Below are 23,354 nucleotides of genomic sequence, written 5' to 3'. Positions count from 1 at the left end.
GTCAGTCGTCGAGGTCGTTGCGCGAGAGACGGCTCTCGTCGAGCAGTCCGATGCGGTGCGAGGCGCGCCCCACCATGTGCGAGGCCACGGGTGCCGTGAGCAGCTGGAACGCGATGATCAGCACGATCGTCGTGATGGCGCCCACGGACTGCAGGCGCAGCGCCAGGCCCACGAGGATGCACAAGAGTCCGAGCGTCTGGGGCTTGGTGGCCGCATGCATGCGGGAGAACACGTCGGGGAACCGCACGAGGGCGATCGAGGCGGCCAGGGCGAGCAGGGCTCCGGCGAGGAGGAAGAAGCCGGCGGCGACGTCGATCATGAGCGTCCCTTCCGATCGCGGGCGGTGCGCTGCGACGGCCCGTCGTCGCGCGCGGCGAACCGCGCGATGCTGACCGAGCCGAGGAAGCCGACGAGCGACAGCGTCATGATGATCGGCAGCGTCGTGGTGTGCCGCCCGATCGCGGCCTCGATGCCGATCGCGCCTGCGGACGCGGCGATGAAGACGTCGGTGGCCACGGTGCGGTCGAGGGTCGTCGGCCCGCGGACGATGCGGATCAGGCACAGCGTGCCCGTGACCGCGAGCAGGGCGATGCAGACGATGCCGACGGTGGTCACGGGGTCGCCTCCGGGGTGGTCGTGGCCGGACCCGAGCAGTACGCGTCACGCTCCGCGCGCGAGCCCAGGGCGGCGATCAGGCGCTGTTCCTGGGCCAGCACCCGCGCCTCGACCCGGGCGAGGTCCTGGCCGCCGTCGAGGACGTGGAGGGTCAGGATGCCGAGATCGGCGTCGAGCTCGATCAGCAGGCTGCCCGGCACGAGGGAGACCAGCTCGCTGGTGAGCACGAGCAGCAGGTCCGAGCGGGTGTGGAGCTGGACCTGGATGATCGCGCTGCGACCCAGCGCCTGCGGGCGGATGGCGAGCCAGGCGACCTGGACGCTGGCCACGACCAGGTCGACGGCGAAGCGCCCCACCAGCAGCAGGAAGGGCCAGGGGCGGAACGAGCCGCCCCAGTCGGCCTTCGGGAACGGGAACACCACGAGCACGATGACCGAGACGAGCAGGCCGCCCACGACGAGGACGGCGGTGACGTCGCCCCACATCAGGAGCCACAGCAGGGTCAGGCCGAGCACGGCGGTCCAACGGATCACGGCACATCACCCAGCACGGCGTCGATGTAGGGGGTGCGGTCGACGAGCTCGGCGGCCGCGCGCTGGCTGACGCCCACGAGCGGACCGGCCGCCACCGTGAGGGCCACCGAGAACGTGACCAGGGCGAGGGTCGGCAGCGCCATGCCGCGGGGCAGACGCAGGACCTTGTCCTCGGTCATGGTCCGGTGCCCCGGGTGCAGGGCACCGGTCGACGGGACGTCGTTCTCGATGTTCTCGTCACGCGGCTGCCAGAAGGCGCGGTTCCACGCCTTGGCCACGGCGTAGAGCGTGAGCAGGCTCGTGGCCAGGCCGGCGGCCACGCCGGTGTAGGCGAGCCAGTCACCGGCCTCGGTCCCGGCCTGGATCAGGGCGAGCTTGCCGAGGAATCCCGAGAACGGCGGTATGCCGGCGAGGTTCATGGCCGGGATGAAGAACAGCAGCGCGAGCACGGGTGCCGCGCGCGCGAGCCCGCCCAGGCGGTCGAGCTGCGTCGTGCCGCTGCGGTACTCGATGAGCCCGGCGACGAGGAACAGCGCGGTCTGGACCGTGATGTGGTGCACGACGTAGAAGATCGCGCCGGCGTAGCCCGCCTCGCTCGCGAGGGCGATGCCGAACAGCATGTAGCCGATGTGGCTCACGAGCGTGAACGACAACAGACGTTTGATGTCGGACTGCGCGACGGCGCCGAGGATGCCCACGACCATCGTCAGGATCGCCGCCGTCAGCAGCAGCGTGCGCAACGGCTGCTCGGGGAAGACCGTGGTCTGCACCCGGATGATCGCGTAGATGCCGACCTTCGTCAGCAGCCCGGCGAACACGGCCGTGACGGGGGCGGGGGCCGTGGGATAGGAGTCGGGCAGCCAGGCCGAGAGGGGGAACACGGCGGCCTTGATCGAGAACGTCAGCAGCAGCATGAGCTGCAGGACGAGCTGGAGCGGTTCTGGCAGTGCGGCGATGCGCTCGGGGAGCGCCGCCAGGTTGACGGTGCCGGTGGCCGCGTAGACCGCCGCGATCGAGATCAGGAACAGCACCGACGAGATCAGGCTGACGATCACGTAGATCGTGCCCGCGCGGACCCGGGCCTCGGTGCCGCCCAGGGTGATGAGCACGTAGCTCGCGGCCAGCAGGATCTCGAATCCCACGAACAGGTTGAACAGGTCGGCGGACAAGAAGGCGGCCGAGACGCCCGCGCTCAGCACGAGGAACGTCGGGTGGAAGACCGACAGCGGGGTGTCCCGGCCGAACTCGACGATGCCCTGACCGAAGGAGTACAGCAGCACCGTCAGGGTGACGATGGTCGAGACCACGAGCAGCAGCGCCGAGAGGCGGTCGGCGACCAGGCTGATGCCGAGGTCGGCCGGCCAGCCGCCGACGTTGACCGCCTGCGGGCCGAACTGGTCGGCCCGCCAGAGCAGGGCGCTGGCGGCGACGACCACGATCGTCAGCGTCAGGATGCTGATGATGCGCTGCGCGCGGGCCGAGCGACCGAACGCGAGGCAGAGCCCGGCCCCCAGCAGCGGCACGATGACCGGCACCAGCACGAGCTGGCTCGCGAGGTGGTTCATCGGGGCCCTCCGTCGGGCTCCTGGGTGACGTCGTCCTCGACCCTGGGGAGGTCGGCGCCCTCCTCCTCGGGGAGCGAGGCGTCGACCTCGTCGAAGCTGGCCGAGGTGTCGTCGCGCTCGGCGCGCCGGATGACGAGGGCGTCCTCGACGTCGTCCTGCACGTCGTCATGCCCCTCGAGCTGCCACGTGCGGTACGCCAGGGCGAGTCCGAACGCCGTGACCCCGAGCGTGATGACGATGGCGGTGAGCGCCATGGCCTGGGGGAGCGGATCGGCCATGCGCTCGTCCGAGGCCCCCACGATGGGGGCGGCCCCCGGGGGCCCGGAGGCCACGATGAAGAACAGGTTGACGCCGTTGCTCAGCAGCACGAAGCCCACGAGGATCCGCGAGAGGCTGCGCTCCAGCACGAGCGTCGTGCCGCAGGCCACGAGCACGCCGATCGCGACGATCAGGGCGAGGTCGACGCTCATCGCGGCACCGCCTGGACGAGCACGAGCCGCGGCGGGGCCGCGATGATCACGTCGTGCCAGGCTCGCTGACGCTCACTCACGGGGGTCCTCACTCGTCGCGGGTTCACACGCCCACCGCCCGGTCCTCGTCGGCGACGTGCTGGTCGATGCCGCCGCCGAGGCTGCGAAGCACGTCGAGCGCCAGACCGATCACCACGAGGTAGACGCCGATGTCGAAGAACACCGACGTCACCAGGTGCAGCTCACCGAAGGGGCCGAGAGGGATGTCGATGATGGCGCTCTGGAGCACCCCGCCACCCAGCAGCGTCGGCAGGAGGCCGGCCAGGGCGGCCACGGCGAGGCCGAGGCCGAGCACGAGCCCGGCGTCGACGGGGGCGGCGGCGTCGAGCTCCTGGCGACCGCCGACCAGGTAGCGCACCATCAGCGCGAGGCCGGCGATGAGGCCGCCGGCGAACCCGCCGCCGGGCTCGTAGTGGCCCACGAGCATCAGATAGATCGAGTACATGATGACGGCGTGGAAGACCAGCCGGGTCACGACCTCGAACACGACCGAGCGACGTGCGGAGCGCACCGCCTCGACCCGCTGCAGCCAGCGCTGCGAGCCTGAGCCGGCCGGCACCCGGGTGATGCGTTCGGCGCGGTCGGTGAGCAGGTGGATCAGGCTGGCGACGCCGGTGGCCGCGACGACCAGGACCGAGAGCTCGCCCAGGGTGTCCCACGCGCGGATGTCGACCAGGGTGATGTTGACGATGTTGTAGCCGCCGCCGTAGCTCACGGTGGGCTCGGCGAACTGGGGGCCGATCGGCTCGGCCGTGCGCGAGGTGGCCGTCAGGAGGGCGAGGCCGGCCACGACGCCGCCCACGACGACTCCGGCCGTGACGCGGATCCAGCGGTCGGCCGTGAACGGCCGTTCGGAGAAGAACGGGGGGAGGCGGCGCAGCACCAGCACGAAGGTCACGAGCAGGAAGGTCTCGACCAGCACCTGGGTCAGCGCGAGGTCGGGCGCGCCGTGCAGCACGAACAGCACCGCCGTGCCGTAGCCCGTGACGCCCACGAGCAGCACCGCGCGCAGACGGCGCCGCGAGCGCACCGCGGCGATCGCGGCCGCCACGACGAGGGCCACGACCACGACCTGGGCCGGGCGGTCGGCCAGGTCGAGGCGCATCTCGCCGTCGTTGAGGGCGAACGCCCGGACGAGCATCGAGCCGGGGACCAGGGCCAGGACCACGATGATGGTGCCGAGGTAGAACGGCAGCGAACCGCGCTGGACGCGACCGGTGAGCTCGATCGAGACGCGCTCCACCCCGCGCACTGCGGCGTAGTACGCCTGCTCGGCATCGGGCATCGGGAGGCGATCGGTCATGGCGTGCTGGAGGGCCGCGACGGGGCGACGGGCCACGAACAGCGCGACGCCGAGCACGAGCGTGGTGAGCGAGAGCAGCAGCGGCAGGTTCACGCCGTGCCACAGCGTGAGCTCGAGCTCGTGGGCTCCCGCGGGGTACGCCTGGCCCGCGCGGGCCAGGATCGAGGTGAACCAGGGGCCGGAGAAGCCGGCGACGATCGAGGCGGCGGCCAGCACCACGGGGGCGACGACGAACCAGGGGGAGCGGCGCACGATGTCGCAGGCGGGGACGTCGGCCTTGGTGGCGAACGCGCCCCACACGAAGCGTGCGGTGTAGGCGACCGTCAGGATCGTGCCGACCACGATGCCGGCGAGGGCGACGGCGCCCCATCCGGCGCCGGTGTCGGCGCCGAGGTCCTCGACCGAGGCGAGCACCGCCTCCTTGGCGACGAAGCCGAAGGTCGGCGGGATGCCCGCCATCGAGGCCCCGGCCACGACGGCGGCGGCGAAGGGCCAGGGCAGCAGGCGCCACAGGCCCGACAGGTCGCGCAGGTCGCGCGTGCCCGCACTGCGGTCGATGATGCCGACCACAAGGAACAGGGTGGACTTGAAGAGGGCGTGCGCGACGACCATCGCGAGTCCGGCCACGGCGGCCGACCGCGTGCCGATCGAGGCCACCAGGGTCAGGAAGCCCAGCTGACTGACCGTGCCGTAGGCGAGCAGGAGCTTGACGTCGTACTGACGCAGGGCCCGCAGGCCGCCCACGACCATCGTGACGAGGCCGAGCGTGACGAGCACGGGGCGCCACCAGGCGAGGTCGGCGAAGGCGGGCGCCAGCACGGCGACGAGGAAGATGCCCGCCTTGACCATGGCGGCCGCGTGCAGGTAGGCGCTGACGGGAGTGGGGGCGGCCATCGCGCCCGGCAGCCAGAAGTGGAACGGGACGAGGGCCGACTTCGAGACGGCGCCGACGAGCGCGAGGGCCACGGCGACCTGCACCGCCGTGGTGGGCTCCGGCGGATCGGCGACGATCTCGCTCAGCAGCGGCGAGCCGGACGTCAAGTGCAGGATCACCAGGCCCGCGAGCATCGCGAGTCCGCCGAGCGTCGTGACGAGCAGGGCGTTCATCGCGGCTCGCCGGTTGGCGCGCCGCTCGGGGTTGTGACCCACGAGCAGGTACGACAGGACCGTCGTGAGCTCCCAGAACACGTAGAGCAGGTAGACGTTGTCGGACAGCACCAGGCCGAGCATCGCGCCGGCGAACGCCGTGAACACCGCGCCGAACCGCCAGAGCTCGGTGTCGCCGGGCTTGAAGTACCACCCGCAGTAGAACAGCACGAGAGCCCCGACGCCGGTGACCAGCAGCGAGAACGGCCCGCTGATCTCCCCCAGGCGGAGCGAGATGTCCAGACCGAGCCCAGGGACCCAGGCGACGTCCTGCCTCACGACGTCGCGGTCCGTGACCTGGGGGAGCAACCACGCGAAGCTCGCCGCCGGGACGAGGGCCAGCACGAGGAACGCGCGGCGGTCGAGGAGGCGGACGAGGGCAGGGGCACCCGCTGCGGCCACGAGGTGCGCAGTCAGCAGGGTGATCATTCGACGTCCAGTCTATCGGGACGCGGCCGAGCGGCTCAGCGGCGAGCCGCTGCACGATGTGGTCCGGTGCGCGACGATGACGGTATGCGACCGCTGCGCGAGCTGTCCCTGCCAGAGCTGCGGGCCCGGACGAGCCTGAAGTGGTCGGCGTACGGTCCCGACGTCCTGCCGCTGTGGGTCGCGGAGATGGACGCGCCGCTGGCCCCGGCCGTGACCCGGGTCCTGCAGGACGTCGCCGCCTCGGGCGACCTGGGGTACCCCGCGACCGACAGTGCTCTCGAGGACGCGTTCCGGGCGTTCGCCCGCGGCCGGTGGGCCTGGGAGCCCGGCGCCGCCCTGCCGGTGGCCGACGTCATGACCGGCGTCGTGGAGGCCCTGCGCCTGACCCGGCGCGACGTCGTGATCGTGACGCCGCCGGTCTACCCGCCCTTCTTCGACGCCGTCGCGCTCGTCGGGGCCCAGCAGGTCGACGTGCCGCTCGACCGGGAGTGGCAGCTCGACCTGGATGGGCTCGAGCAGGCCTTCGCGACCCACGCGGGCCGGGCCGCGGTGCTGCTGTGCAATCCGCACAACCCGACCTCGATCGCGCCCGGCCGGCCCGCGCTCGTGCACCTCGCCGAGCTGGCGCGGCGGCACGACGTCCGGGTGGTCGTTGACGAGATCCACGCCCCGCTCGCCGACCCGGTGGGCTTCGTCCCCTACCTGTCGGTGCCGGGCTCGGAGGACGCCTTCGTCGTGACCTCGGCCTCGAAGGCCTGGAACCTGGCCGGGGTCAAGGCGGCCCTGCTGCTCGCCGGCGAGGACGCCGTCGCCGCCGTGCGCGACCTGCCGCCGTTGGTGGCACACGGGGTCAGCCATCTCGGCTCCCAGCTCCAGGCGGCGGCCTGGACCGAGGGGATCGAGTGGCTCGACGGCGTCCGGGCCGACCTCGCCGAGAACCGCCGCATCCTGACCGGCCTCCTGGCGCAGCACCTGCCACGAGCGACCGTCGTCGTGGGCCACGACAGCTATCTCGCCTGGCTCGACCTGAGCGCCTACGCGCTCGGGGGTGAGGCGGCCGAGGTGCTGCGCGAGCGGGCCGGGGTCGCGTTGGGCCTCGGCTCACCCTTCCGGGGCGATGGCGGACGGGGTGGACCGGACTTCGCCCGCCTGAACTACGCCACGACGCCCGAGATCCTGACCGAGGCGCTCGAGCGGATCGGCGCCGTCCTCATCTAGCCGCCCAGGGTCCGGCACCCTGTTCTCATCTCGCCGCCCAGGGCCCGGCACCCCTGCCGGGCCGCTACCGTGAACGCGTGCCCTCGCTGCTGCTGCTCAACGGCCCGAACCTCAACCTGCTCGGCACGCGCGAGCCCGAGGTGTACGGGACCGAGACCCTGGACGACGTCGTGGCGCTCGTCCGTGCCACGGCGGCCGAGCTCGGGTTCAGCGTCGACGCCCTGCAGAGCAATCACGAGGGCGTCCTGATCGACGCGATCCACGCGGCCCGGTCCACGGCCTCGGCGATCGTCATCAACCCCGGCGGGCTGACGCACACCTCCGTCGCGCTGCGTGACGCCCTGACCGGGGTGGCGCTGCCGTTCGCCGAGGTGCACGTGTCCGACGTGCACGCGCGCGAGAGCTTCCGGCACCACTCCTACCTGAGCGACGTCGCCACGGTCGTCGTGGTGGGCGAGGGCGTGGCGGGCTACGGCCGGGCCGTGCGTGAGCTGGTCTCCGGGCTGCCTACCGGCTGAGCCGAGCGCAGCAGCGTGCGGCGGGCCACCCGGTTCATCGCGTGCATCGCGATCGAGTAGCCGAACGGGACGTAGCGCTGGGCGTACCAGCCGAGGCGGATGTCGGGGGAGGTGAACGCCGTGTGTCGTCCCCTCTCGACCGCGCGGACCATGGCGGCCGCCGCCGTCTCGGGGCTGACGGCGTGCTTCTCGAACCCCGCGACGGCCTTGGCGACCCGGGGGTCGGTGCGGTCGACGCCGACGATGTCGACCGTGCCGACGAGCGGGGTGGCCACGGCGCCGGGGCACACGAGGGTCACCCCGATGTCGTGCGCGGCCAGATCGAACCGCAGGACTTCGCTCACGCCGCGCAGGCCGAACTTCGCGGCGCTGTAGGGGGCGTGCAGGGGCAGGCCGAAGAGCCCCGCGGCCGAGCTGACGTTGACGACGTGCCCGCCGCGTCCGGCCTCGATCATGGCCGGGACGAACGCGTGCAGGACGTGGATCGGTCCCATGAGGTCGACGTCGATCGTGCGGCGCCAGTGCTCGAGGTCCAGGTCCTGGAGCCGGCCCCAGGTCGAGATGCCGGCGACGTTCATGACGACGTCGACCGCGTCGGTCCCGTGGTGGACCCGGCCCGCGAAGGCGGCGACCGCGTCGGCGTCGGTCAGGTCGAGCGACTCGTGATGGACCACGGCCTCGTCGTGGCCTGCCTCGGCCAGGAGCGCGATCGTGGCGGCGAGCCCGTCGGCCTGCAGGTCGGTGAGCACGAGACGGCCGCCCCGCTGGGCGACCAGCAGCGCGGTCGCTCGTCCGATGCCGCTGCCGGCTCCGGTGATGAGCGTGAGCGCTCCGGCGAACCTGGTCCTGCGCACGAGGCCTCCCGGGCGGATGTGGGGCGAAGTTAGTTGGACAACCGTACCAGTTTTGCCGTCCGCTCGCGGTGCGTGTCGGCCCGGACCTGTCGGTGCCGCGCACTAGCGTGACGCCCACACGTGGGAGGCGCGATGGAACACGCAGGAATCGCAGGGTTGGCAGGATTCGCAGCGCGGGCTTCGGCCCCGGGGGCCGATCGACGCTGGCACGACGGGCCGCTGGCCGCGCTCGACTTCGAGACGACGGGCGTCGACCCGCTGCGCGACCGGGTCGTCAGCTTCGCGCTGCTGACCGACGAGGACGCACACCAGGGCCTGGTCGACCCGGGGGTGCCCGTTCCGCCGGCCGCGTCCTCGATCCACGGCCTCGATGCCGGCGCCCTGCGTGGCGCACCCTCCTCGGTCGTCGCCATCGCGGTCGTGGCGCGCTGGGTCGACCGCCTGATCGACCGCGGCGTCCCGCTCGTGGTGTTCAACGCCTCCTACGACCTCACGATGCTCGCGGCCGAGTGCCGGCGCCACGGAGTCACCGAGCCCGACTGGTGGCGCCTCGTGGTCGTCGACCCCTACCTCGTCGACTGGGGCCTGGCGCCCAGGCGCCGGGGCCAGCGCCGGTTGGTCGACGTCGCGGAGCGGCTGGGGGTCCGGCTCGACGCGGCGCACGACGCGCAGGCCGACGCCCGCGCGGCCCTCGAGGTGGCTCGTGTCCAGGCCGACCGCCACCTCGAGCTCGCCGACCTCACGGCGCGTCAGCTCATGGCGCAGCAGCAGCGGTGGTTCTCGGCCAAGGCCGAGAGCTGGAACCGGTGGGCCATCGACCACGGCCGCGGTCTCGACGACCCGGCGGGCTGGCCTCTCGCCTCGGCCGTCCGCGACCAGCGCAGCGCCTGAGCGCTACTCCAGGCTGTCGCCGATCCGCTGCACCGCAGCCACGTCGAGTGCGTGGGCGGTCTCCGGATCGGGTGCCGTGCCGCCGCGATCGTGCGGCAGCCACCAGCGGTCCTCGTCATCGCGCGGTGTCTCGGGATAGGCGTCCATCGCCGTCGCGAGCAGGCTCGACAGGGCCTCGTGGAGGCGCTCGGTGAGCGCGGCGACGCTCTCCCCGGGCCGGGGGTCCAGGGCCGTGCCGACGCGGATCGTCACCGGGATCCGGCGGCGCAGGCTGCGGTGGCCGTCGACCGTGAGGATCCGGTGTCCGCCCCACGTCACCACCGGCACGAGCGGTGTGCCGGTCTCGAGGGCGAGCGCGGCGGCCCCGCGGCGCAGCGGCTTGACCAGCCACGACCGGCTGATCGTCGCCTCGGGGAACACGCCGACGACGTCGCCGCGCTCCAGCCACCGACGGGCGCGGCGGTAGGCCACGGCCCCCGAGGCGCGGTCGACCGGGATGTGACCCATGCGGCGCATGGCCCAGCCGACCGGTCCGCGACCGAACAGCGATCGCTTCGCCATGAAGCGCACGAGCCGGCCGCGCGGGCGGGCCGCGCGTCCCACGAGCGTGAAGTCGAGCAGGCTGTTGTGGTTCGCCGCGAGCACGGCGGCGCCCTCGGCGGGCAGGTGCTCGGTGCCCTGCACGTCGAAGCGGTAGCCCTGCAGGCGAAACAGCGCAGCCACGGCGCCGACCACGGCGCGGTAGACCCGGTCCGAGGCGACCGGTGCGTCCGTCACGATGCCGGGGCGGGGGTCGGCGCGGGGGCCTGGGCGAGTCGCGCGCCGCCGGCCGTGAGCAGCGCGATCGCGGCGAGGTAGAGCACCATGATCGCGACCTGGCTCGCGGCCGTCGTCGCCAGGCGGTCGAACTCGGTCAGAGCGATCAGGGCGTCCGAGACCAGGAAGAGCACGGCACCGAGGCCGGCCAGGCGCTCGGTCACGATCGCGGTGGCCGCGGTGCCCGACAGCAGCAGGGCGTAGAGGGGCAGCACGGCCCGCACGACCGGGTCGTCGATCCCGCCCCAGACGAGCGCGACGAGGATCGCGGCGGCACCGACCAGGCCGATCGCCACGGCTGGTCGCGCGCGCAGGCGGCTCAGCGCGTCGTGGCGCACGAACCAGGAGATGAAGCAGACGTGGGCCAGGGCGAAGGAAGCCATTCCGGCCAGGAACATCCCGTCGATCTCCAGGAACGCGTCACCACCCAGGCAGAACGCGAGGGCCAGGGCGAGGATCCGAGGCGCCCCGCTGGTCAGCACCCACCCGATCAGGAGGGGAGCCGCCAGGCACTTGGTGATGCTGTCCCAGGGGGTGACCCCGCCCGCCAGCAACACGACGTGCGTCACCGCCACGACACCGAACAGCGGCCACCACGGCACCCGGACCCCATGCATGGGTCCACGGTAGTGCGCCCGGGCCCCGTGCTCCGGGAGCCCGACGGTCGGCTAGCCTGACGACCAGACACGGGGTGCCCCGCTCGGGGCTGAGAACACACCCGCACAACCTGCTCTAGCTCGCACTAGCGAAGGGATGTCCTGCGATGACGTCGTCCTCGACCACCGCCCACCCGTCCGACACCGACCTGCTCGGGTCCGTGATCGAGGCGCTCGACCGGCTGCGGGCCACGGGCCCGCTCGTGCACTGCCTGACCAACGACGTGGTCGTGAACTTCACGGCCAATGCGCTGCTCGCGGTGGGTGCCGCGCCGGCCATGGTCGACATCCCGGAGGAGTCCGGGATGTTCGCGGGTGTCGCCGGGGGACTGCTCGTGAACCTGGGCACGCCGCACGCCGAGCAGCGCGCCGCGATCGAGGCGGCCGTGGCGTCCGCGGGGGAGGCCGGCACGCCGTGGGTCCTGGACCCGGTGGCCATCGGGGCGCTGCCCGTCCGCACCGAGCTGGCCCACCGGCTGCGCGACGCCCGGCCCACCGTCGTGCGCGGCAACGCCTCCGAGGTGCTCGCGCTCGCCGAGGCAGGCGCGGGTGGTCGCGGGGTCGACGCGCTCGACGAGGTCGATGCCGCCGCCGAGGTCGCGACCCGGCTCGCCGGGACGACGGGTGCCGTCGTGGCGGTGTCCGGCCCGGTCGACCTGGTGACCGACGGCGCGCGCACCGCGCGAGTCGCCAATGGCGATGTGCTGCTGACCAAGGTCACAGGTGGCGGCTGCGCCCTGGGTGCGGTCATGGCGGCCTTCGCCGCCGAGTCCGACGACCCGTTCGTCGCCACGGTCGCCGCCGTGACGACCTACACCGTCGCGGCCGAGCTGGCGGCGGCCCGCGCAGCGGGCCCCGGGTCCTTCGCGGTGGGGTTCCTGGATGCCCTGGCCTCCGTCTCGGGCGATGACCTGCGGGTCCGCGCCCGGCTCTCGTGACGACTCGCGCGACGCCCGACCTGTCGCTCTACCTCGTGACCGACACCGCGGTGGCCGCGGCGGCCGGGCACACGCTCGCGCAGGTCGTGACCGCGGCGGTCGCGGGCGGCGTCACGGTCGTGCAGGTCCGGGAGAAGCGCGCGACGACCCAGCAGCTGCTGGAGACCCTCGGGAGCGTGGCTGCCGTGCTGCCCGCTCAGGTGCCCCTCGTCGTCAACGACGACGTCGAGGCCTTCCTCGCGGCGCGGGCCGACGGGATCGCCGTGGCGGGGGTGCACGTGGGCCAGGACGACGACCCGCCCGCCGACGTGCGGGCCGCGATCGGCCCGTCAGCCCTGCTCGGCCTGAGCGCCGCGACCCCGGCCGAGCTCGGGGCAGTCGACCCGGAGGTCGTCGACCACGTCGGCATCGGCGCGCTGCGCGGCACCGCGACCAAGCCCGATGCGCCCGAGCCCCTCGGGATCGACGGGATGCGGACGCGGGTCGCGCTCTCGCCCGTGCCGGCCGTGGCGATCGGCGGCATCACGGTCGCGGACGCGCGAGCGCTTCGGGGGTCCGGGCTCGCCGGGCTCGCGGTCGTCTCCGGTATCTGCGGTGCGCCTGACCCGGCCGCCGCTGCTCGGTCCTACGCCACTGCCTGGAGAGGAACCTCCGCATGACCTCGAACCGTCCCGCCGTGCCGCGGGTTCTCTCGATCGCCGGGACCGACCCGACCGGAGGTGCCGGCATTCAGGCCGACCTCAAGAGCATCGCGGCGAACGGCGGCTACGGCATGGCCGTCGTGACAGCGCTCGTCGCGCAGAACACCCAGGGCGTCCGGACAGTCCACACGCCCCCGGCGGACTTCCTGCGGCAGCAGCTCGAGGCCGTGAGCGACGACGTCGTGATCGACGCGGTCAAGATCGGGATGCTCGGCGAGGTCCCCACGATCGAGGTGGTCCGTGCGTGGCTGGAGCGCGTGCGGCCGCCCGTCGTCGTGCTCGACCCGGTCATGGTGGCGACGAGCGGTGACCGCCTGCTCGCCGCCGAGGCCGAGCAGGCCGTGCGTGACCTCCTGCCGGCGGCCGACCTGATCACCCCGAACGTGCCCGAGCTGGCAGTCCTCGCGGGTCAGGATCCGGCCGCGACGTGGGACGGCGTCGTCGCGCAGGCGCTGGCCGTCTCCGAGCGCTACGGCGTCGCGGTGCTGGCCAAGGGCGGGCACCTCCAGGGCGACCTCGTGCACGACGCGCTGGTCGACGCCGCAGCGCCGGACACGGTCCGTCCGCTCGCGGCGCCGCGGGTCGACACGCGCGCGACCCATGGCACGGGATGCTCGCTGTCGTCGGCCGTGGCGACGTGGCAGGGGGCAGCGGTCCTCGGCGGGGGTGGGGACTGGTTCGCGAGCGTCGACCGGGCGAAGCAGTGGCTCACCGAGAGCCTGCGGCACGGGGCGGCACTCGAGGTGGGTCAGGGTCATGGGCCGGTCAGCCACTTCGCCGGTCTGTGGGACCGCGGGGGCGTCGTCACGCGCGTCACGTCGGACTGGTGGGAACAGATCGAGGAGGTTCGCGACGGCACCGACGCCGATCCGTTCGTCGCGGGCCTGGCCGCGGGAAGCCTGCCCCGCGAGGCCTTCGGCTGGTACCTCGCGCAGGACGCGGAGTACCTGCACGCCTACGCCGAGGTGCTCGCCCGCACCGCCGAGCTCGCCGACGATCCGGCGGAGGCGGCGTTCTGGGCGGCGGGGTCCGCCGAGTGCCTGGAGGAGGAGCTCCGCCTGCACCAGCAGTGGACCGGAGGTGGTCGAGTCGATCCGGCACCGGCCACCGTCGCGTACGTCGACCACCTGCGCCGCGCCGCCGAGAGCGGCTACGCCGAGGCGGTCGCAGCGGTGCTGCCGTGCTACTGGATGTACGCCGACATCGGGGCCCGTCTGGCGGCCGCCGTGACCGACGACCATCCGTATCGCGACTGGCTCCTGACCTACGGCGACCCGGCGTTCGCCGTGGCGGCCGCACGGGCCCGCGCGATCACCGACCGCGTCGCCGCCGACCCGGCCACGACGCCCGAGGTCCGCGACCGCATGTGGCAGGCCTTCGCCACCTCGGCCCACCACGAGCGCGCGTTCTTCGCCGCCGCCCTCACGCCCCCCACCTGAGGTTCCGCTCGCGAGAGAGTTTGTTGGTACACAGGAGAGACTTTGTTGGCACGAAGTCGCTCATGACCACCAACAAAATCGCTCGTGACCACCAACAAAGTCTCTCGCGAGCGTTCCTCAGGTGGGGGGATCGGGGCGGTCGATGCTGAAGCCGCGCAGGAGCAGGCCCGAGGCGCCCACCGTGATGCCCGTGGCGGCGAGCACGCCCGGGGCGCCCGTGCCGAGAGCGGCGACGCCCAGCGCCGTCGGGATCACGACCTGGCCGATGCGGTTGCCGGCCAGGCGCAGCGACAGCGCCTGACCCCGCCGGGCCGGCGGCGCCTGCTCGGTGAGCCAGGACATCGTGAGCGGCTGCCCGACGCCGAGCCCCAGACCGAGCACGGCCACGACGACGAGCAGCAGCGGCAGCGGCAGCGGCGCGGCGCAGAGCACCAGTGCACCGGCCGTCGCGACGATCGACGTCGCCATCAGGCGGGTGCGTCCCAGCCAGGCCGACAACCGTCCCAGCAGGAGGCGTGACGCCATCGAGAAGACCGCCCGCACGGTCAGGAGCGCGCCGACCGTGGCCGCCGTCAGTCCCCGTTCGGCGCCGAGGGCCGGCAGGTACACGAGTGTCAGGTCGACGGCGGCGAGGATGATCGCGCTCGTCGTCAGCGCGCGGCCCAGGCCCGGCGTGCGGAGCAGACCCACCAGGCCACCGCGGGCCTCGGCCCGGTCGGCCGCGGACCGGCGGTGCAGGGGCACGAGTACCGAGGTCGCGAGCATCGCGGCGCTCATCGCGACGGCGACCACGAAGATCGGCCGGGTGTCGGGCTGCACCGAGGTGCCCGCGACGGCACCGATCAGGCTGGGGCCCGCGGCCTGGCCCAGCGAGGCCATGAACGTGTAGTAGCCGAACCGAGCGTCGAGCTGTCCCGGGGGCGCGGTGTTGGCCACGAGCGACTGCTGGCCGATGACGCACGCCAGGTGCGCCGCCCCGAGCAGCGCATTGGCGACCACGAGCCCCGCGACCGACTCGGTCGCGGTCAGGAACACGGTCGAGGCCGCGATCATCAGCACCGCGCCGCCGATCATGAGGCGCTTCTCGCCGAGCCGGTCGACCAGGCTCCCGACCGGGATCGCGAGCAGCAGCGGCACGATCGCGAACGTCGCCCCGATGGCCCCGAGCGCACCGCCGGGCACGTCGAGGGCGATCGCCTGGTACGTGCTGGCCGGGCGCAGCAGGAACGTGACGGCCTGCACGAGCACGGAGTTCGCGAGCAGCGCTGTCCACGCGACGCGACCCATCGGGCTCCCTCCGGCGTGCGGCTCGACGGGTCCAGTGTCCCCCGGCCGTCAGCGCCGTGGCGGTGCGGGTCGACGGCTGCTCAGCGGTCGGCCTCGCCGGGGATCGTGCCGCGCTCGACGACGGCGTCCTTCGGCTCGTCGTCGATCCACAGCCGCAGCACCTCGCGGCGGGCGTAGTGCCCCTTGCCGTCGATCAGCAGGTTGAGGAACTGGATGTCGGCCAGGTCGATCTCGGCGATGAGGAGCTTCTCCTCCAGCCCGGTGTGCGGCGGCACGACGTCGGTGCCGGTGGGGTGGATGATCGCCGACCAGCCGCCGCCGGCGGGCTGGATGTCCTGGGGCCCGAGCTCGGACTCCATGACGTCGACCATCTCCTGGGTCCAGGGGTTCTGGGCGACGATGACGAAGCACTGGCCGGTCAGCGCGTGGGTGCGCGACATCGCCTCGACCTGCAGGTCGAAGGAGTCCTCCATGCCGCGCTGGGTCGACAGGCTGGGCCAGCTCGCCGCGTGGATCTGCTCGCCCTGGACGATGAGGGCCTGGCGCGCCAGGTTCATCGTGTGCTCCCAGCACGCGAGCCCGCCGACGCGACCGAGCCGGGTGTCGAAGACGCTCAGCGTCGAGCCATCGCCCTGGCCCCAGACGTAGCGCTCGGCGTACGTCGGCTGGAGCTTGCGGTGCTTGCCGAGCAGCTCGCCGTGCTCGTCGATGTGCACCTGCGTGTTGTAGAGGGTGCCGCCGTCGCGCTCGGACACGCCGAGCACGACGTTGACCCCGGCCTCCCGGGCGGCCGCCCGGACGCGCGCGATCTCGGGGCCGGGGACCTCGACCGAGGCCTCGCGGTAGCGCAGGTTCAGGCCGAACTGGTCCAGCGGCGCGTACAGGTTGATCCAGTAGGGGAAGCCGGGCACGAAGACCTCGGGGAACACGAGCAGCTGGACCCCCTTCCCGCCGGCCTCGGCGATCAGGGCGCACGCCTTGTCGATCGTGGCGTCGCGATCGAGCAGGACGGGTGCCGCGTGGGCGGCGGCGACGGTGAACGTGGTGGACATGGTCTCTCCTTCGCGTAGGTGGTGCTTCGCCTCAGTGGGGCGCCGAGGTGATGCCGTGCGGGTCGAGGTGGATGTTGACCAGGACCGGCCCCGTGCGCTCCTCGATGCCGACCAGCGCGGTGGTCAGGTCGGCGTCGGTGTGGACCGCGAATCCGGTGCCCCCGAGCGCCGTCGCGACGTCGGCGAGCTCGGGCCAGTCGAACTCCGACATGCCCGGGTCCAGCCCGCGGTCGACGAACTGGATGTGCTCGGCTCCGTAGGCCCCGTCGTTGAGGACCACCACGACGACGTCGAGCCCGTGGCGCACGGCGGTGTTGAACTCGGTGAGCCCGCCCAGCATGAAGCCGCCGTCGCCGCAGATCAGGATCGAGGCCGACCCGGGGTCGACCGCGGCGACGCCGAGCGCGGTCCCCAGGCCGAGACCGATCGAGCCGAACTCGACGGTGTGCAGGTAGTACCCGTCGCGGCCGGTGTCGACGATCGGTGCGGCATGGAAGAAGTACCGGCCGCAGTCGAGCGTGAGGTGACGACGGGCGGGCAGCTCGGCATCGAGCCGGTGCAGCACGTGGTGCAGGTGGAGCGTGCCGCTGGACGTCAGCACCGGGCCCGGTGCCACCTCGGCCACGGGCGGGAGCCGGTCGGCGAAGCCGGTGGGCGCGATCTCGGCCTCGTCGAGCAGGCGCCGCATCTGCGCGGCCAGCGTGCCCGCGTCGCCGACGACGGGCACGTCGACCGCGACGTGCTCGTTGAGGGCCGTCGCATCGGTGTCGACGTGGACCACCCGGCGCCCGTCGAGCAGGGCGCCCTCGGCCGTCGTCCACTTCGTGAGCGCAGCGCCGAACACGATGACGCAGTCGGTCTGGCCGAGCACGTCGGTCGTGCGCTCGTCCGAGAGCGTGCCGAAGATGCCGAGGTCCTCCGGCTCGCCCGCGTACAGGCCGCGGGCCTTGAGGGTCGTCGCGACGGGTGCGCCGATCCGTCGTGCCAGGTCGAGCACCGCGTCTCGCGCCCCGGACCGCCGCACGCCGAGCCCGGCCAGCACGACCGGACGACGGGCCGAGGCGATGACGCCCAGGGCCGCGTCCAGCGTCTCCTCGCCGGGGTGGGCGGGCTGCGCCACGACGTCGAGCCGCGCGGCCGGGACGTACTCGGTCTCCTGCCACTGCAGGTCGACCGGGACGTTGAGCACGATCGGACGGCGCTCGGTGCGGGCGCGGCGGAACGCGCGATGGACGTCGGTCGCGAGGGTCGCGGCGGAGCGCAGCTGCTCGAACCCCGCCCCGGTGGGGGCGATCACGCTGCGCTGGTCGATGTTCTGCAGTCCGTCGCGATCGGTGAAGGGTGTGTCGCCCGCGACCACGACGATCGGCGTGCGCGAGCGCACGGCCTCCACGAGCGGCGTCACGATGTTGGTGACCGCGGGGCCGTGCGTCACGGTGGCGACCCCGACGCGGCCGCCGGCGCGGGAGAACCCGGAGGCGGCCAGCACTGCTCCGGCCTCGTGCGCCACGGCGATGAAGCGGCCGTGACGGCGCGCGAAGCTGTCGCTGAGGAACAGGTTCGCGTCCCCCATCAGGCCGAACATCGTGTCGACCCCCTCGTCGGCGAGCGCGTGGGCGATGGCTTCGTGGACGTGCATGGGGGCCTCCGGGGTGGGCGATGGTCAGGGTCGGGCGGACACGCCGCCGAGCACGAGGTGCATGACCCGGTGCGCGGGGGTGGGCACGCCGAGCGCCGCTCCCCGCCGGACGACGTCGCCGTTGAGCGCGTCGACCTCGGTCCGGCGCCCCCGCTCGACGTCGTGGAGCATTGAGGAGCGCAGCGACGGGCCCACCTCGACGAGGAAGTCGAAGGCCTCGGTGGCGAAGTCCGGGCCGAGGTCGGCGCCGTCGGCCGCCGCGACCGCGACCCCCTCGGCCAGCAGGGTCCGGGCCACCTCGCGGCCCTCGTCGTCGGCGATCAGCGCGCCGAACCGCTCGCGGGTCGCGCCCGTCATGGAGTTGGCGGTCGCGACGAGCACGAGCTTGCGCCAGGCGGCGGTGTGGGGGTCCGCGGACGCGACGGCGTGCAGGCCCGAGGCGCTCAGGACGCGCGCCAGTGGTTCGGCGCGCTGCGCCACGTCGTGCGTGGGGTCGCCGATCTCGAAGCGGCGGGCGCCGCTGAGGAACGTCACGACCCCGGGCTCCTCCATGCGGGCCTCGAGGTAGACGACCCCGTCGAGCCCGACGTCGCGCCCGAGCAGCGAGCTGACGACCGCGCCCCGACCGACGCCGTTCTGCAGCGCCAGGACCAGGGGGTCGGGGGCCAGGTGGTCGCGCACGGCCGCCACGGCGGCCGCCGTGTCGTGCGCCTTCGTCGCGATGAGGACCACGTCGAACGGTCCGGCGTCGTCGAGGTCGCCCCACACCGTCGGGTGTGCCGTCACGGCGTCGGGGCCGCCGGTGATGCGCAGGCCCTCGCGGCGGACCACGTCGAGCGTGCGGCCCCGGGCCAGGACGTGGACGTCGGCGCCGTGGGCGCTCAGGACCGCGGCGGCGTAGCCGCCGATCGCCCCGAGGCCCACGACGAGGAGACGGGTCATGCGGACGTGGCGCCTAGGAAGCCCGTGAGCTTGGCGAACATCGTCGCCCCCTCGGCGCTGGCCCACCCGGCGGTCGCCTCGCCGGCCTCGGTCTGCAGGAACGAGCCCTCGGACAGCGTCTCGTCGCCGACCGTGAACGAGCCCGACAGGACGAAGCCGTAGAAGCGGCTGTCGAGCGCGAGAGGGCCCTGTTGCCGGTAGCCGGGCTCGAGCCGGATCATGATCGACTGTGCGCCCGTGGCGTAGTTGTGGGACAGGACCTTGACCTGGAGGTGCTCGATGTCCAGCAGTGCGGTGTCGCCCTGGGTGCGCGCCCAGTGCACGCCCTCGACCCACGGGACGTTGCGGGTGTTGAGGCGGACCCAGCCGCGGCTGCCCATCGCGGTGTCCCAGTCCGGCTCGGTCACGCACTGGCCGGCCTCCTCGAGCGGGCGGATGCGCCGCGAGGCGTAGTCGCTGTGATCGCCCTCGCTCTTACCCTCGAGGAAGAGCAGTCCGGAGAAGCCCTCCCGGGTGCTGGCGCTGTGCACGATGCCTGGCGGACGCCAGAAGTAGTGGCCGCCCTCGTAGTCGCCGTCACCGGTGAGGTGGTTGTCGCCGGAGAGGTAGAAGCACTCCTCGACCGAGTCGTGGTAGGCGTCGGTCAGGTCGGCGTACCCCGGGCGGAGGTTGATCAGGTCGCCGCGGAACGTCGTCTCGGGGTCGATCGTCAGGGTCTTCTGCTCGTACTTGACGTACGTCTCGGGGATCTGGTCGGCGGGGCCGAGGTGGTCCCGGAACTCCGGGGTCATGGCGTTGACGACGTCGAGGCCGTTCTCCCACTCCATCTCTGCGGTGTGCCTGATCTCCATGCCGTGCTCCTCGATCTCGGTGTGGCGCGTGTCTCGTTTTGTCTGACATTAAGAGATCGGGGCGGTCGGGGCAATGGTCCCTTGTTAAATCTGGTGAAACTCCGTCGATCGTTGACGTGGTCGCCTGATTTTCCTTTTATATGTCTGGAAAACATACCTATCGGCGCGACGCCAGGGGGACGATCAGGAGCAGCAGTGCGGCGCTGATCGCGGTCGTCGTGACGGTGGCGGTCACGATGCCCGCCGCGTCGACGACCGCGCCCAGTCCCAGGGCCGCGGTGGCGAGGGCGGCGAACGCCGCCAGCAGGTACGCCGAGTACACCTCGGCGCGTCGTGCCACGGGAGCGGCCAGGGCGATGTGGGCCGCCGAGGCGTACAGGCCGAGGCCCGCGCCGACCCCCAGCAGCGGCACGGTCGCGGCGATCAGCGGGCCGGACCCGGTCGAGGTGGCCCACGCGCCCAGCCCCCAGCCCGCCGCCGTGGCCGCCGCGCCGACCTGCATGCACGTGGCCGGGGCCCGACCTCGGGCGGCCACCTGGGTCGCCGCGACCACGACGAGGACCGCCGAGACGTAGCCGCCGACGACGGTGGGGCTCGTGCTGTCGGTCGCGGCGATGACCTCGGGCCCGAAGCCCCCGAGGACCGCGAACGTCACGTTGGTGCTCGCGACCGAGAGCGCCGCGGTCACGAACGGGCGCAGGATCGTGCGCGGGACCCGGATCGTCCGCACGAGCCGCGCCGGCCCGGTGTCCGCCGGGTCGCCCGCGGGGCGGGGGACCCGGGGCACGAGCGCCGCGAACGGCACCAGCAGCAACGCGATGACGACCGCGAACGGCGCGACGAGCGGCCCGGGCAGGTGGGTGGTCGCCTGCCCGGCCAGCAGCGGGCCGAGCGCGATCCCGCAGGCGAGCAGGAGGGTGTTGCGGGCCGTGCCGGCGCGGGCCCCGCGCGGGTGCAGGTCCATCAGGGCGGCGGCACCGGCGCCCGTGATGAGCCCGGTCGCCATGCCCTGGACGACGCGCCCGGCGACGAGCACCTCGAGCGACGGGGCGACGGCCAGGATCGTCAGGGCCGCGATGAGCAGGGCGGCGCCGGCGCGCAGCGTCGGGACCCGACCGATCCGGTCCGACAGGCCACCCAGCACGACCAGCACGATCATGACGCCGACCGGGTAGCCCGCGAAGATCCAGCTGACCTGGGTGTCGTCCAGGCCCCACTGCTCGCGGTACGCCGGGTAGAGCGGGGTCGGCGTCATGCTGGCGAGCATCGTCAGCAGCAGCAACCCGCTCGTGGCCGCGAGGGCCCGCGGGCCGCTCACCGTCGTGCGGGCGTCAGCAGCAGGAAGGTCGTGTCGTAGCGGGACACGAAGGTGCGGGCCTCGTGCTGGGTGTCGCCGAGGCGCAGCGCCACGATCTCGCCGCCCGTGCCGTGCGCGGACCAGGAGTCGGCGAGGTGCAGGTCCTCGACCTGCAGGCCGAGGACGACGCGCGGCGTCGCCACGGGGTCGGCCGGGGTGGCGGTGTGGCGCCACGCGAACTCCAGGCGGGCGTTGGCCGAGGTCGGTCCGCGAAACAGTGCCCCGTCGAGCGCCTCGCCCGGGTGCATCGCCAGCATCCGTTCAACCTCGGGCCCGGCGAAGTCGCCGCGCAGGTACTCGCGACCGCCGAGCGCCTCGGCGGCGAACGCGCGGGCGGCGTCGAGCTCGGGCGCCAGGCAGACCGCCGCCACGACCTCGCTGCACTGCTCGTGCTCGACCTGACCCAGCACCGACCGGGTGCCCATCGGCCGGTGCTGCACGATCGCGTGGAGCAGACCGGACACGCCCTGGACGAGCATGCGCTCGCGCACGGGGATGTCGGTCCCGGGCAGGGAGTAGTCGACCGGCTCGGACGTGAACGTCCACCCCGCCTCCTCGAGGCGCCGTTCGAGGTCGTCGCTGTCGCGGGCGAAGAAGTCCAGCGCGTACGGACCGCGGCGCGCGGGCGCGCCGGGCGCGCCGACGTCGTCCAGACCCGCGACCTCCAGCAGCACCAGGGCCCCGCCCGTGGCGCCGGGCTTGGCGAGCCGCCGGACACGCTCGACGGGGGCCGGCAGGTCCAGCAGCCGGTCCCAGGCCCGATCGGGGTCCGCGTCGTCGTCGAGCACGGTGAAGCCCATGACGCCGGCGTACAGGTCGACCAGGCGATCGGTGTCGGTCGCGGGCAGGACCACGAGGTCGAGGCCGTCGAACATTCAGTAGCTCCGTCCCAGGCCCAGGGCCTGTCCGATGATGTTGCGGGTCATCTCGTTGCTGACCGGGCTGAACAGCTGCAGGCGTGCGTCCCGGAAGTACATCTGCATCGTCGACTCGGCGGCCAGGCCCATGGCTCCCATGGCGCGCATGCCCCGGTCGACGACGCGCGCGGTGGTCTCGGCGGCCTGCAGCTTCGCCATGGCCGTGAGCGTGGGGATCCGCTGACCGGCGTCGATCAGGTCGGCCGCGGTGCGGGTCAGGAGCTCGGCCGCCGCGATCTCGCTCGCCGAGTCGGCGGCCGGGTGCTGCACCGCCTGGAACGTGCCGATGGGCCGCCCGAACGCCTCGCGGCTCCGGGCGTGCTCCAGCTGGACGCCGAGGGCGCCGTGGGCGATGCCCAGGCTGATGCCGGCCGCGAGGACCCGCTCGACGTCGAGGGTGGCGCCGAGCAGGCGCATCGCCTCGCCGCGCTCACCGATCAGGGCCGAGGCCGGCGCGACGGCCCCGTCGAGGAAGATCTCGCAGCTCACGGCCGCACGCATGCCGGCCATGGGGGTCCGCCGGATCGTGACCCCGTCCTGGTCGGGGTCGACCGCGATCAGGCTGAACCCCGAGCCGCGCCGACCCGCGGCCGCCTCGTCGGTCCGCGCGAGCACGAAGACCAGGCCCGCGTGCAGTGCGAGGGAGATCCAGGCCTTCTGACCGCTCAGGACCCACTGGTCGCCGTCCAGGCGCGCCGTCGTCGTGGCGGCGAGCAGGTCGGTGCCCGCGGCGGGCTCGCTGAGGGCGAACGAGGCGATCAGGTCGCCGCTCGCCGCGGCCGCGAGCCACGCGTGCTTGTCGGGGTGGTCGACGTCGCCGAGGGTGCGCGCGATCATGCCCGCCAGCACGAGGTCGACCGCGAGGCTCGGCAGCGCCCGGGCGACCTCCTCCACGACGACCAGCGCGTCGGCGACGCCTCCGCCCGAGCCCCCGAGGTACTCCGGTGTCCCTAGACCCAGGAACCCGGCGTCGGCCAGGGCCTGCCAGACGTCACGGTCGAACGTGCCCGCGGCGTCCAGCTCGAGCGCGCGGGCGGGTGGCAGCCGGCGGCGCAGCAGCTCACGCACGGCCGACCGCACGGCGGCGCGGTCCTGGTCCTCGGGCAGGTCGGGCAGGTCCATCGACACGCTCCTCGTTATATGTCTGACAGAAGTGA

23 protein-coding genes and 1 riboswitch are annotated in these 23,354 nt (G+C 73.2%); of the genes, 6 read left to right on the top strand and 17 right to left on the bottom strand.

The features are described 5' to 3' along the window. Position 1: 1 nt before the first annotated feature. From mnhG to KAG51_RS07265, 6 genes are all read right to left on the bottom strand, one after another. On the bottom strand, positions 2 to 319 hold the full coding sequence (gene mnhG / locus KAG51_RS07290) for a monovalent cation/H(+) antiporter subunit G (protein WP_290582148.1): 318 nt from the start codon (positions 317 to 319) through the stop codon (positions 2 to 4). Further along, positions 316 to 615 carry a monovalent cation/H+ antiporter complex subunit F gene (locus KAG51_RS07285; protein ID WP_290582146.1) on the bottom strand — a complete coding sequence of 100 codons (300 nt, stop codon included), beginning with the start codon at positions 613 to 615 and terminating at the stop codon, positions 316 to 318. The genes mnhG and KAG51_RS07285 overlap by 4 nt, the downstream gene beginning before the upstream one ends. Then, positions 612 to 1,148 carry a Na+/H+ antiporter subunit E gene (locus KAG51_RS07280; protein WP_290582144.1) on the bottom strand — a complete coding sequence of 179 codons (537 nt, stop codon included), beginning with the start codon at positions 1,146 to 1,148 and terminating at the stop codon, positions 612 to 614. Before KAG51_RS07280 ends, KAG51_RS07285 begins: the two co-directional genes overlap by 4 nt. Further along, complete coding sequence (locus KAG51_RS07275) at positions 1,145 to 2,713, bottom strand: Na+/H+ antiporter subunit D (protein WP_290582142.1); 1,569 nt, start codon at positions 2,711 to 2,713, stop codon at positions 1,145 to 1,147. Before KAG51_RS07275 ends, KAG51_RS07280 begins: the two co-directional genes overlap by 4 nt. After that, positions 2,710 to 3,183 carry a Na(+)/H(+) antiporter subunit C gene (locus KAG51_RS07270; protein WP_290582140.1) on the bottom strand — a complete coding sequence of 158 codons (474 nt, stop codon included), beginning with the start codon at positions 3,181 to 3,183 and terminating at the stop codon, positions 2,710 to 2,712. Before KAG51_RS07270 ends, KAG51_RS07275 begins: the two co-directional genes overlap by 4 nt. Positions 3,184 to 3,286: 103 nt before the next feature. Next, positions 3,287 to 6,121, bottom strand: a complete 2,835-nt coding sequence (locus KAG51_RS07265; RefSeq protein ID WP_290582139.1) for a Na+/H+ antiporter subunit A — start codon at positions 6,119 to 6,121, stop codon at positions 3,287 to 3,289. Between the two features lie 84 nt (positions 6,122 to 6,205). On the opposite strand from KAG51_RS07265, the gene KAG51_RS07260 reads away from it, so the two are divergent. Then, positions 6,206 to 7,339 carry an aminotransferase class I/II-fold pyridoxal phosphate-dependent enzyme gene (locus tag KAG51_RS07260; RefSeq protein WP_290582137.1) on the top strand — a complete coding sequence of 378 codons (1,134 nt, stop codon included), beginning with the start codon at positions 6,206 to 6,208 and terminating at the stop codon, positions 7,337 to 7,339. 77 nt (positions 7,340 to 7,416) lie between these two features. Beyond that, on the top strand, positions 7,417 to 7,857 hold the full coding sequence (gene aroQ / locus KAG51_RS07255; protein WP_290582135.1) for a type II 3-dehydroquinate dehydratase: 441 nt from the start codon (positions 7,417 to 7,419) through the stop codon (positions 7,855 to 7,857). On the opposite strand, the gene KAG51_RS07250 is transcribed toward aroQ, so the two are convergent. Next, positions 7,809 to 8,711 carry an SDR family oxidoreductase gene (locus KAG51_RS07250; RefSeq protein WP_290582133.1) on the bottom strand — a complete coding sequence of 301 codons (903 nt, stop codon included), beginning with the start codon at positions 8,709 to 8,711 and terminating at the stop codon, positions 7,809 to 7,811. The genes aroQ and KAG51_RS07250 overlap by 49 nt on opposite strands. 132 nt (positions 8,712 to 8,843) lie before the next feature. Between KAG51_RS07250 and KAG51_RS07245 the strand changes: the two genes are divergently transcribed. Continuing rightward, entirely contained in the window at positions 8,844 to 9,602 is a 759-nt protein-coding gene (locus tag KAG51_RS07245; protein ID WP_290582131.1) for an exonuclease domain-containing protein, read from the top strand. A gap of 3 nt (positions 9,603 to 9,605) precedes the next feature. On the opposite strand, the gene KAG51_RS07240 is transcribed toward KAG51_RS07245, so the two are convergent. After that, entirely contained in the window at positions 9,606 to 10,379 is a 774-nt protein-coding gene (locus tag KAG51_RS07240; protein ID WP_290582129.1) for a lysophospholipid acyltransferase family protein, read from the bottom strand. Then, positions 10,376 to 11,035: a lysoplasmalogenase gene (locus KAG51_RS07235; RefSeq protein WP_290582127.1), complete on the bottom strand. Its 660-nt coding sequence runs from the start codon at positions 11,033 to 11,035 to the stop codon at positions 10,376 to 10,378. The genes KAG51_RS07240 and KAG51_RS07235 overlap by 4 nt, the downstream gene beginning before the upstream one ends. Positions 11,036 to 11,095: 60 nt before the next feature. Next, positions 11,096 to 11,189, top strand: a riboswitch (TPP riboswitch). On the opposite strand from KAG51_RS07235, the gene thiM reads away from it, so the two are divergent. The 3 genes from thiM to thiD all read left to right on the top strand — a co-directional run bounded on the left by thiM (position 11,182) and on the right by thiD (position 14,152). After that, entirely contained in the window at positions 11,182 to 12,012 is an 831-nt protein-coding gene (thiM, locus tag KAG51_RS07230) for a hydroxyethylthiazole kinase (protein WP_290582126.1), read from the top strand. (Overlaps the previous riboswitch by 8 nt.) Then, complete coding sequence (gene thiE / locus KAG51_RS07225; protein WP_290582124.1) at positions 12,009 to 12,671, top strand: thiamine phosphate synthase; 663 nt, start codon at positions 12,009 to 12,011, stop codon at positions 12,669 to 12,671. The genes thiM and thiE overlap by 4 nt, the downstream gene beginning before the upstream one ends. Beyond that, positions 12,668 to 14,152, top strand: coding sequence for a bifunctional hydroxymethylpyrimidine kinase/phosphomethylpyrimidine kinase (gene thiD / locus KAG51_RS07220; RefSeq protein ID WP_290582122.1), 1,485 nt, complete (start codon positions 12,668 to 12,670; stop codon positions 14,150 to 14,152). Before thiE ends, thiD begins: the two co-directional genes overlap by 4 nt. Before the next feature lie 117 nt (positions 14,153 to 14,269). Here the strand turns inward: thiD and KAG51_RS07215 are convergent, their stop codons facing one another. From KAG51_RS07215 to KAG51_RS07180, 8 genes are all read right to left on the bottom strand, one after another. Continuing rightward, positions 14,270 to 15,439 carry an MFS transporter gene (locus KAG51_RS07215; protein ID WP_290582120.1) on the bottom strand — a complete coding sequence of 390 codons (1,170 nt, stop codon included), beginning with the start codon at positions 15,437 to 15,439 and terminating at the stop codon, positions 14,270 to 14,272. An 80-nt stretch (positions 15,440 to 15,519) separates the two neighbouring features. Then, positions 15,520 to 16,491, bottom strand: a complete 972-nt coding sequence (locus tag KAG51_RS07210) for a carbon-nitrogen hydrolase family protein (protein ID WP_290582118.1) — start codon at positions 16,489 to 16,491, stop codon at positions 15,520 to 15,522. Between the two features lie 31 nt (positions 16,492 to 16,522). Then, a complete protein-coding gene (locus tag KAG51_RS07205) occupies positions 16,523 to 18,130 on the bottom strand; it encodes a thiamine pyrophosphate-binding protein (RefSeq protein WP_290582116.1) in 1,608 nt (535 codons plus the stop codon). Between the two features lie 24 nt (positions 18,131 to 18,154). Next, positions 18,155 to 19,072, bottom strand: coding sequence for a 2-dehydropantoate 2-reductase (locus tag KAG51_RS07200; protein ID WP_290582114.1), 918 nt, complete (start codon positions 19,070 to 19,072; stop codon positions 18,155 to 18,157). Then, positions 19,069 to 19,923 (bottom strand): hypothetical protein, encoded by an 855-nt coding sequence (locus KAG51_RS07195; protein WP_290582112.1) that lies wholly within the window; start codon positions 19,921 to 19,923, stop codon positions 19,069 to 19,071. Before KAG51_RS07195 ends, KAG51_RS07200 begins: the two co-directional genes overlap by 4 nt. A gap of 157 nt (positions 19,924 to 20,080) precedes the next feature. Further along, positions 20,081 to 21,241, bottom strand: coding sequence for an MFS transporter (locus tag KAG51_RS07190; RefSeq protein WP_290582110.1), 1,161 nt, complete (start codon positions 21,239 to 21,241; stop codon positions 20,081 to 20,083). Beyond that, entirely contained in the window at positions 21,238 to 22,155 is a 918-nt protein-coding gene (locus tag KAG51_RS07185; protein WP_290582108.1) for a VOC family protein, read from the bottom strand. The genes KAG51_RS07190 and KAG51_RS07185 overlap by 4 nt, the downstream gene beginning before the upstream one ends. Continuing rightward, positions 22,156 to 23,319: an acyl-CoA dehydrogenase family protein gene (locus KAG51_RS07180; RefSeq protein WP_290582106.1), complete on the bottom strand. Its 1,164-nt coding sequence runs from the start codon at positions 23,317 to 23,319 to the stop codon at positions 22,156 to 22,158. Positions 23,320 to 23,354 lie beyond the last annotated feature (35 nt).

The sequence above is a fragment of the Aeromicrobium sp. genome (assembly GCF_023146395.1).
Classification (GTDB): Bacteria; Actinomycetota; Actinomycetes; order Propionibacteriales; family Nocardioidaceae; genus Aeromicrobium.
Note: the sequence above shows the minus strand (reverse complement) of the source record. Positions and strands in the feature narration are given on the sequence as shown.

Bases quoted from the DNA above. Each gene is read 5' to 3' on its own strand.
- KAG51_RS07180 (WP_290582106.1), bottom strand. From the start codon at position 23,319: ATGGACCTGCCCGACCTGCCCGAGGACCAGGACCGCGCCGCCGTGCGG.
- KAG51_RS07245 (WP_290582131.1), top strand. From the start codon at position 8,844: ATGGAACACGCAGGAATCGCAGGGTTGGCAGGATTCGCAGCGCGGGCT.
- KAG51_RS07185 (WP_290582108.1), bottom strand. From the start codon at position 22,155: ATGTTCGACGGCCTCGACCTCGTGGTCCTGCCCGCGACCGACACCGAT.
- KAG51_RS07275 (WP_290582142.1), bottom strand. From the start codon at position 2,713: ATGAACCACCTCGCGAGCCAGCTCGTGCTGGTGCCGGTCATCGTGCCG.
- KAG51_RS07215 (WP_290582120.1), bottom strand. From the start codon at position 15,439: ATGGGTCGCGTCGCGTGGACAGCGCTGCTCGCGAACTCCGTGCTCGTG.
- KAG51_RS07195 (WP_290582112.1), bottom strand. From the start codon at position 19,923: ATGGAGATCAGGCACACCGCAGAGATGGAGTGGGAGAACGGCCTCGAC.
- thiD (WP_290582122.1), top strand. From the start codon at position 12,668: ATGACCTCGAACCGTCCCGCCGTGCCGCGGGTTCTCTCGATCGCCGGG.
- KAG51_RS07260 (WP_290582137.1), top strand. From the start codon at position 6,206: ATGCGACCGCTGCGCGAGCTGTCCCTGCCAGAGCTGCGGGCCCGGACG.
- KAG51_RS07235 (WP_290582127.1), bottom strand. From the start codon at position 11,035: ATGCATGGGGTCCGGGTGCCGTGGTGGCCGCTGTTCGGTGTCGTGGCG.
- KAG51_RS07200 (WP_290582114.1), bottom strand. From the start codon at position 19,072: ATGACCCGTCTCCTCGTCGTGGGCCTCGGGGCGATCGGCGGCTACGCC.
- mnhG (WP_290582148.1), bottom strand. From the start codon at position 319: ATGATCGACGTCGCCGCCGGCTTCTTCCTCCTCGCCGGAGCCCTGCTC.
- KAG51_RS07265 (WP_290582139.1), bottom strand. From the start codon at position 6,121: ATGATCACCCTGCTGACTGCGCACCTCGTGGCCGCAGCGGGTGCCCCT.
- KAG51_RS07270 (WP_290582140.1), bottom strand. From the start codon at position 3,183: ATGAGCGTCGACCTCGCCCTGATCGTCGCGATCGGCGTGCTCGTGGCC.
- KAG51_RS07210 (WP_290582118.1), bottom strand. From the start codon at position 16,491: ATGTCCACCACGTTCACCGTCGCCGCCGCCCACGCGGCACCCGTCCTG.
- thiM (WP_290582126.1), top strand. From the start codon at position 11,182: ATGACGTCGTCCTCGACCACCGCCCACCCGTCCGACACCGACCTGCTC.
- KAG51_RS07205 (WP_290582116.1), bottom strand. From the start codon at position 18,130: ATGCACGTCCACGAAGCCATCGCCCACGCGCTCGCCGACGAGGGGGTC.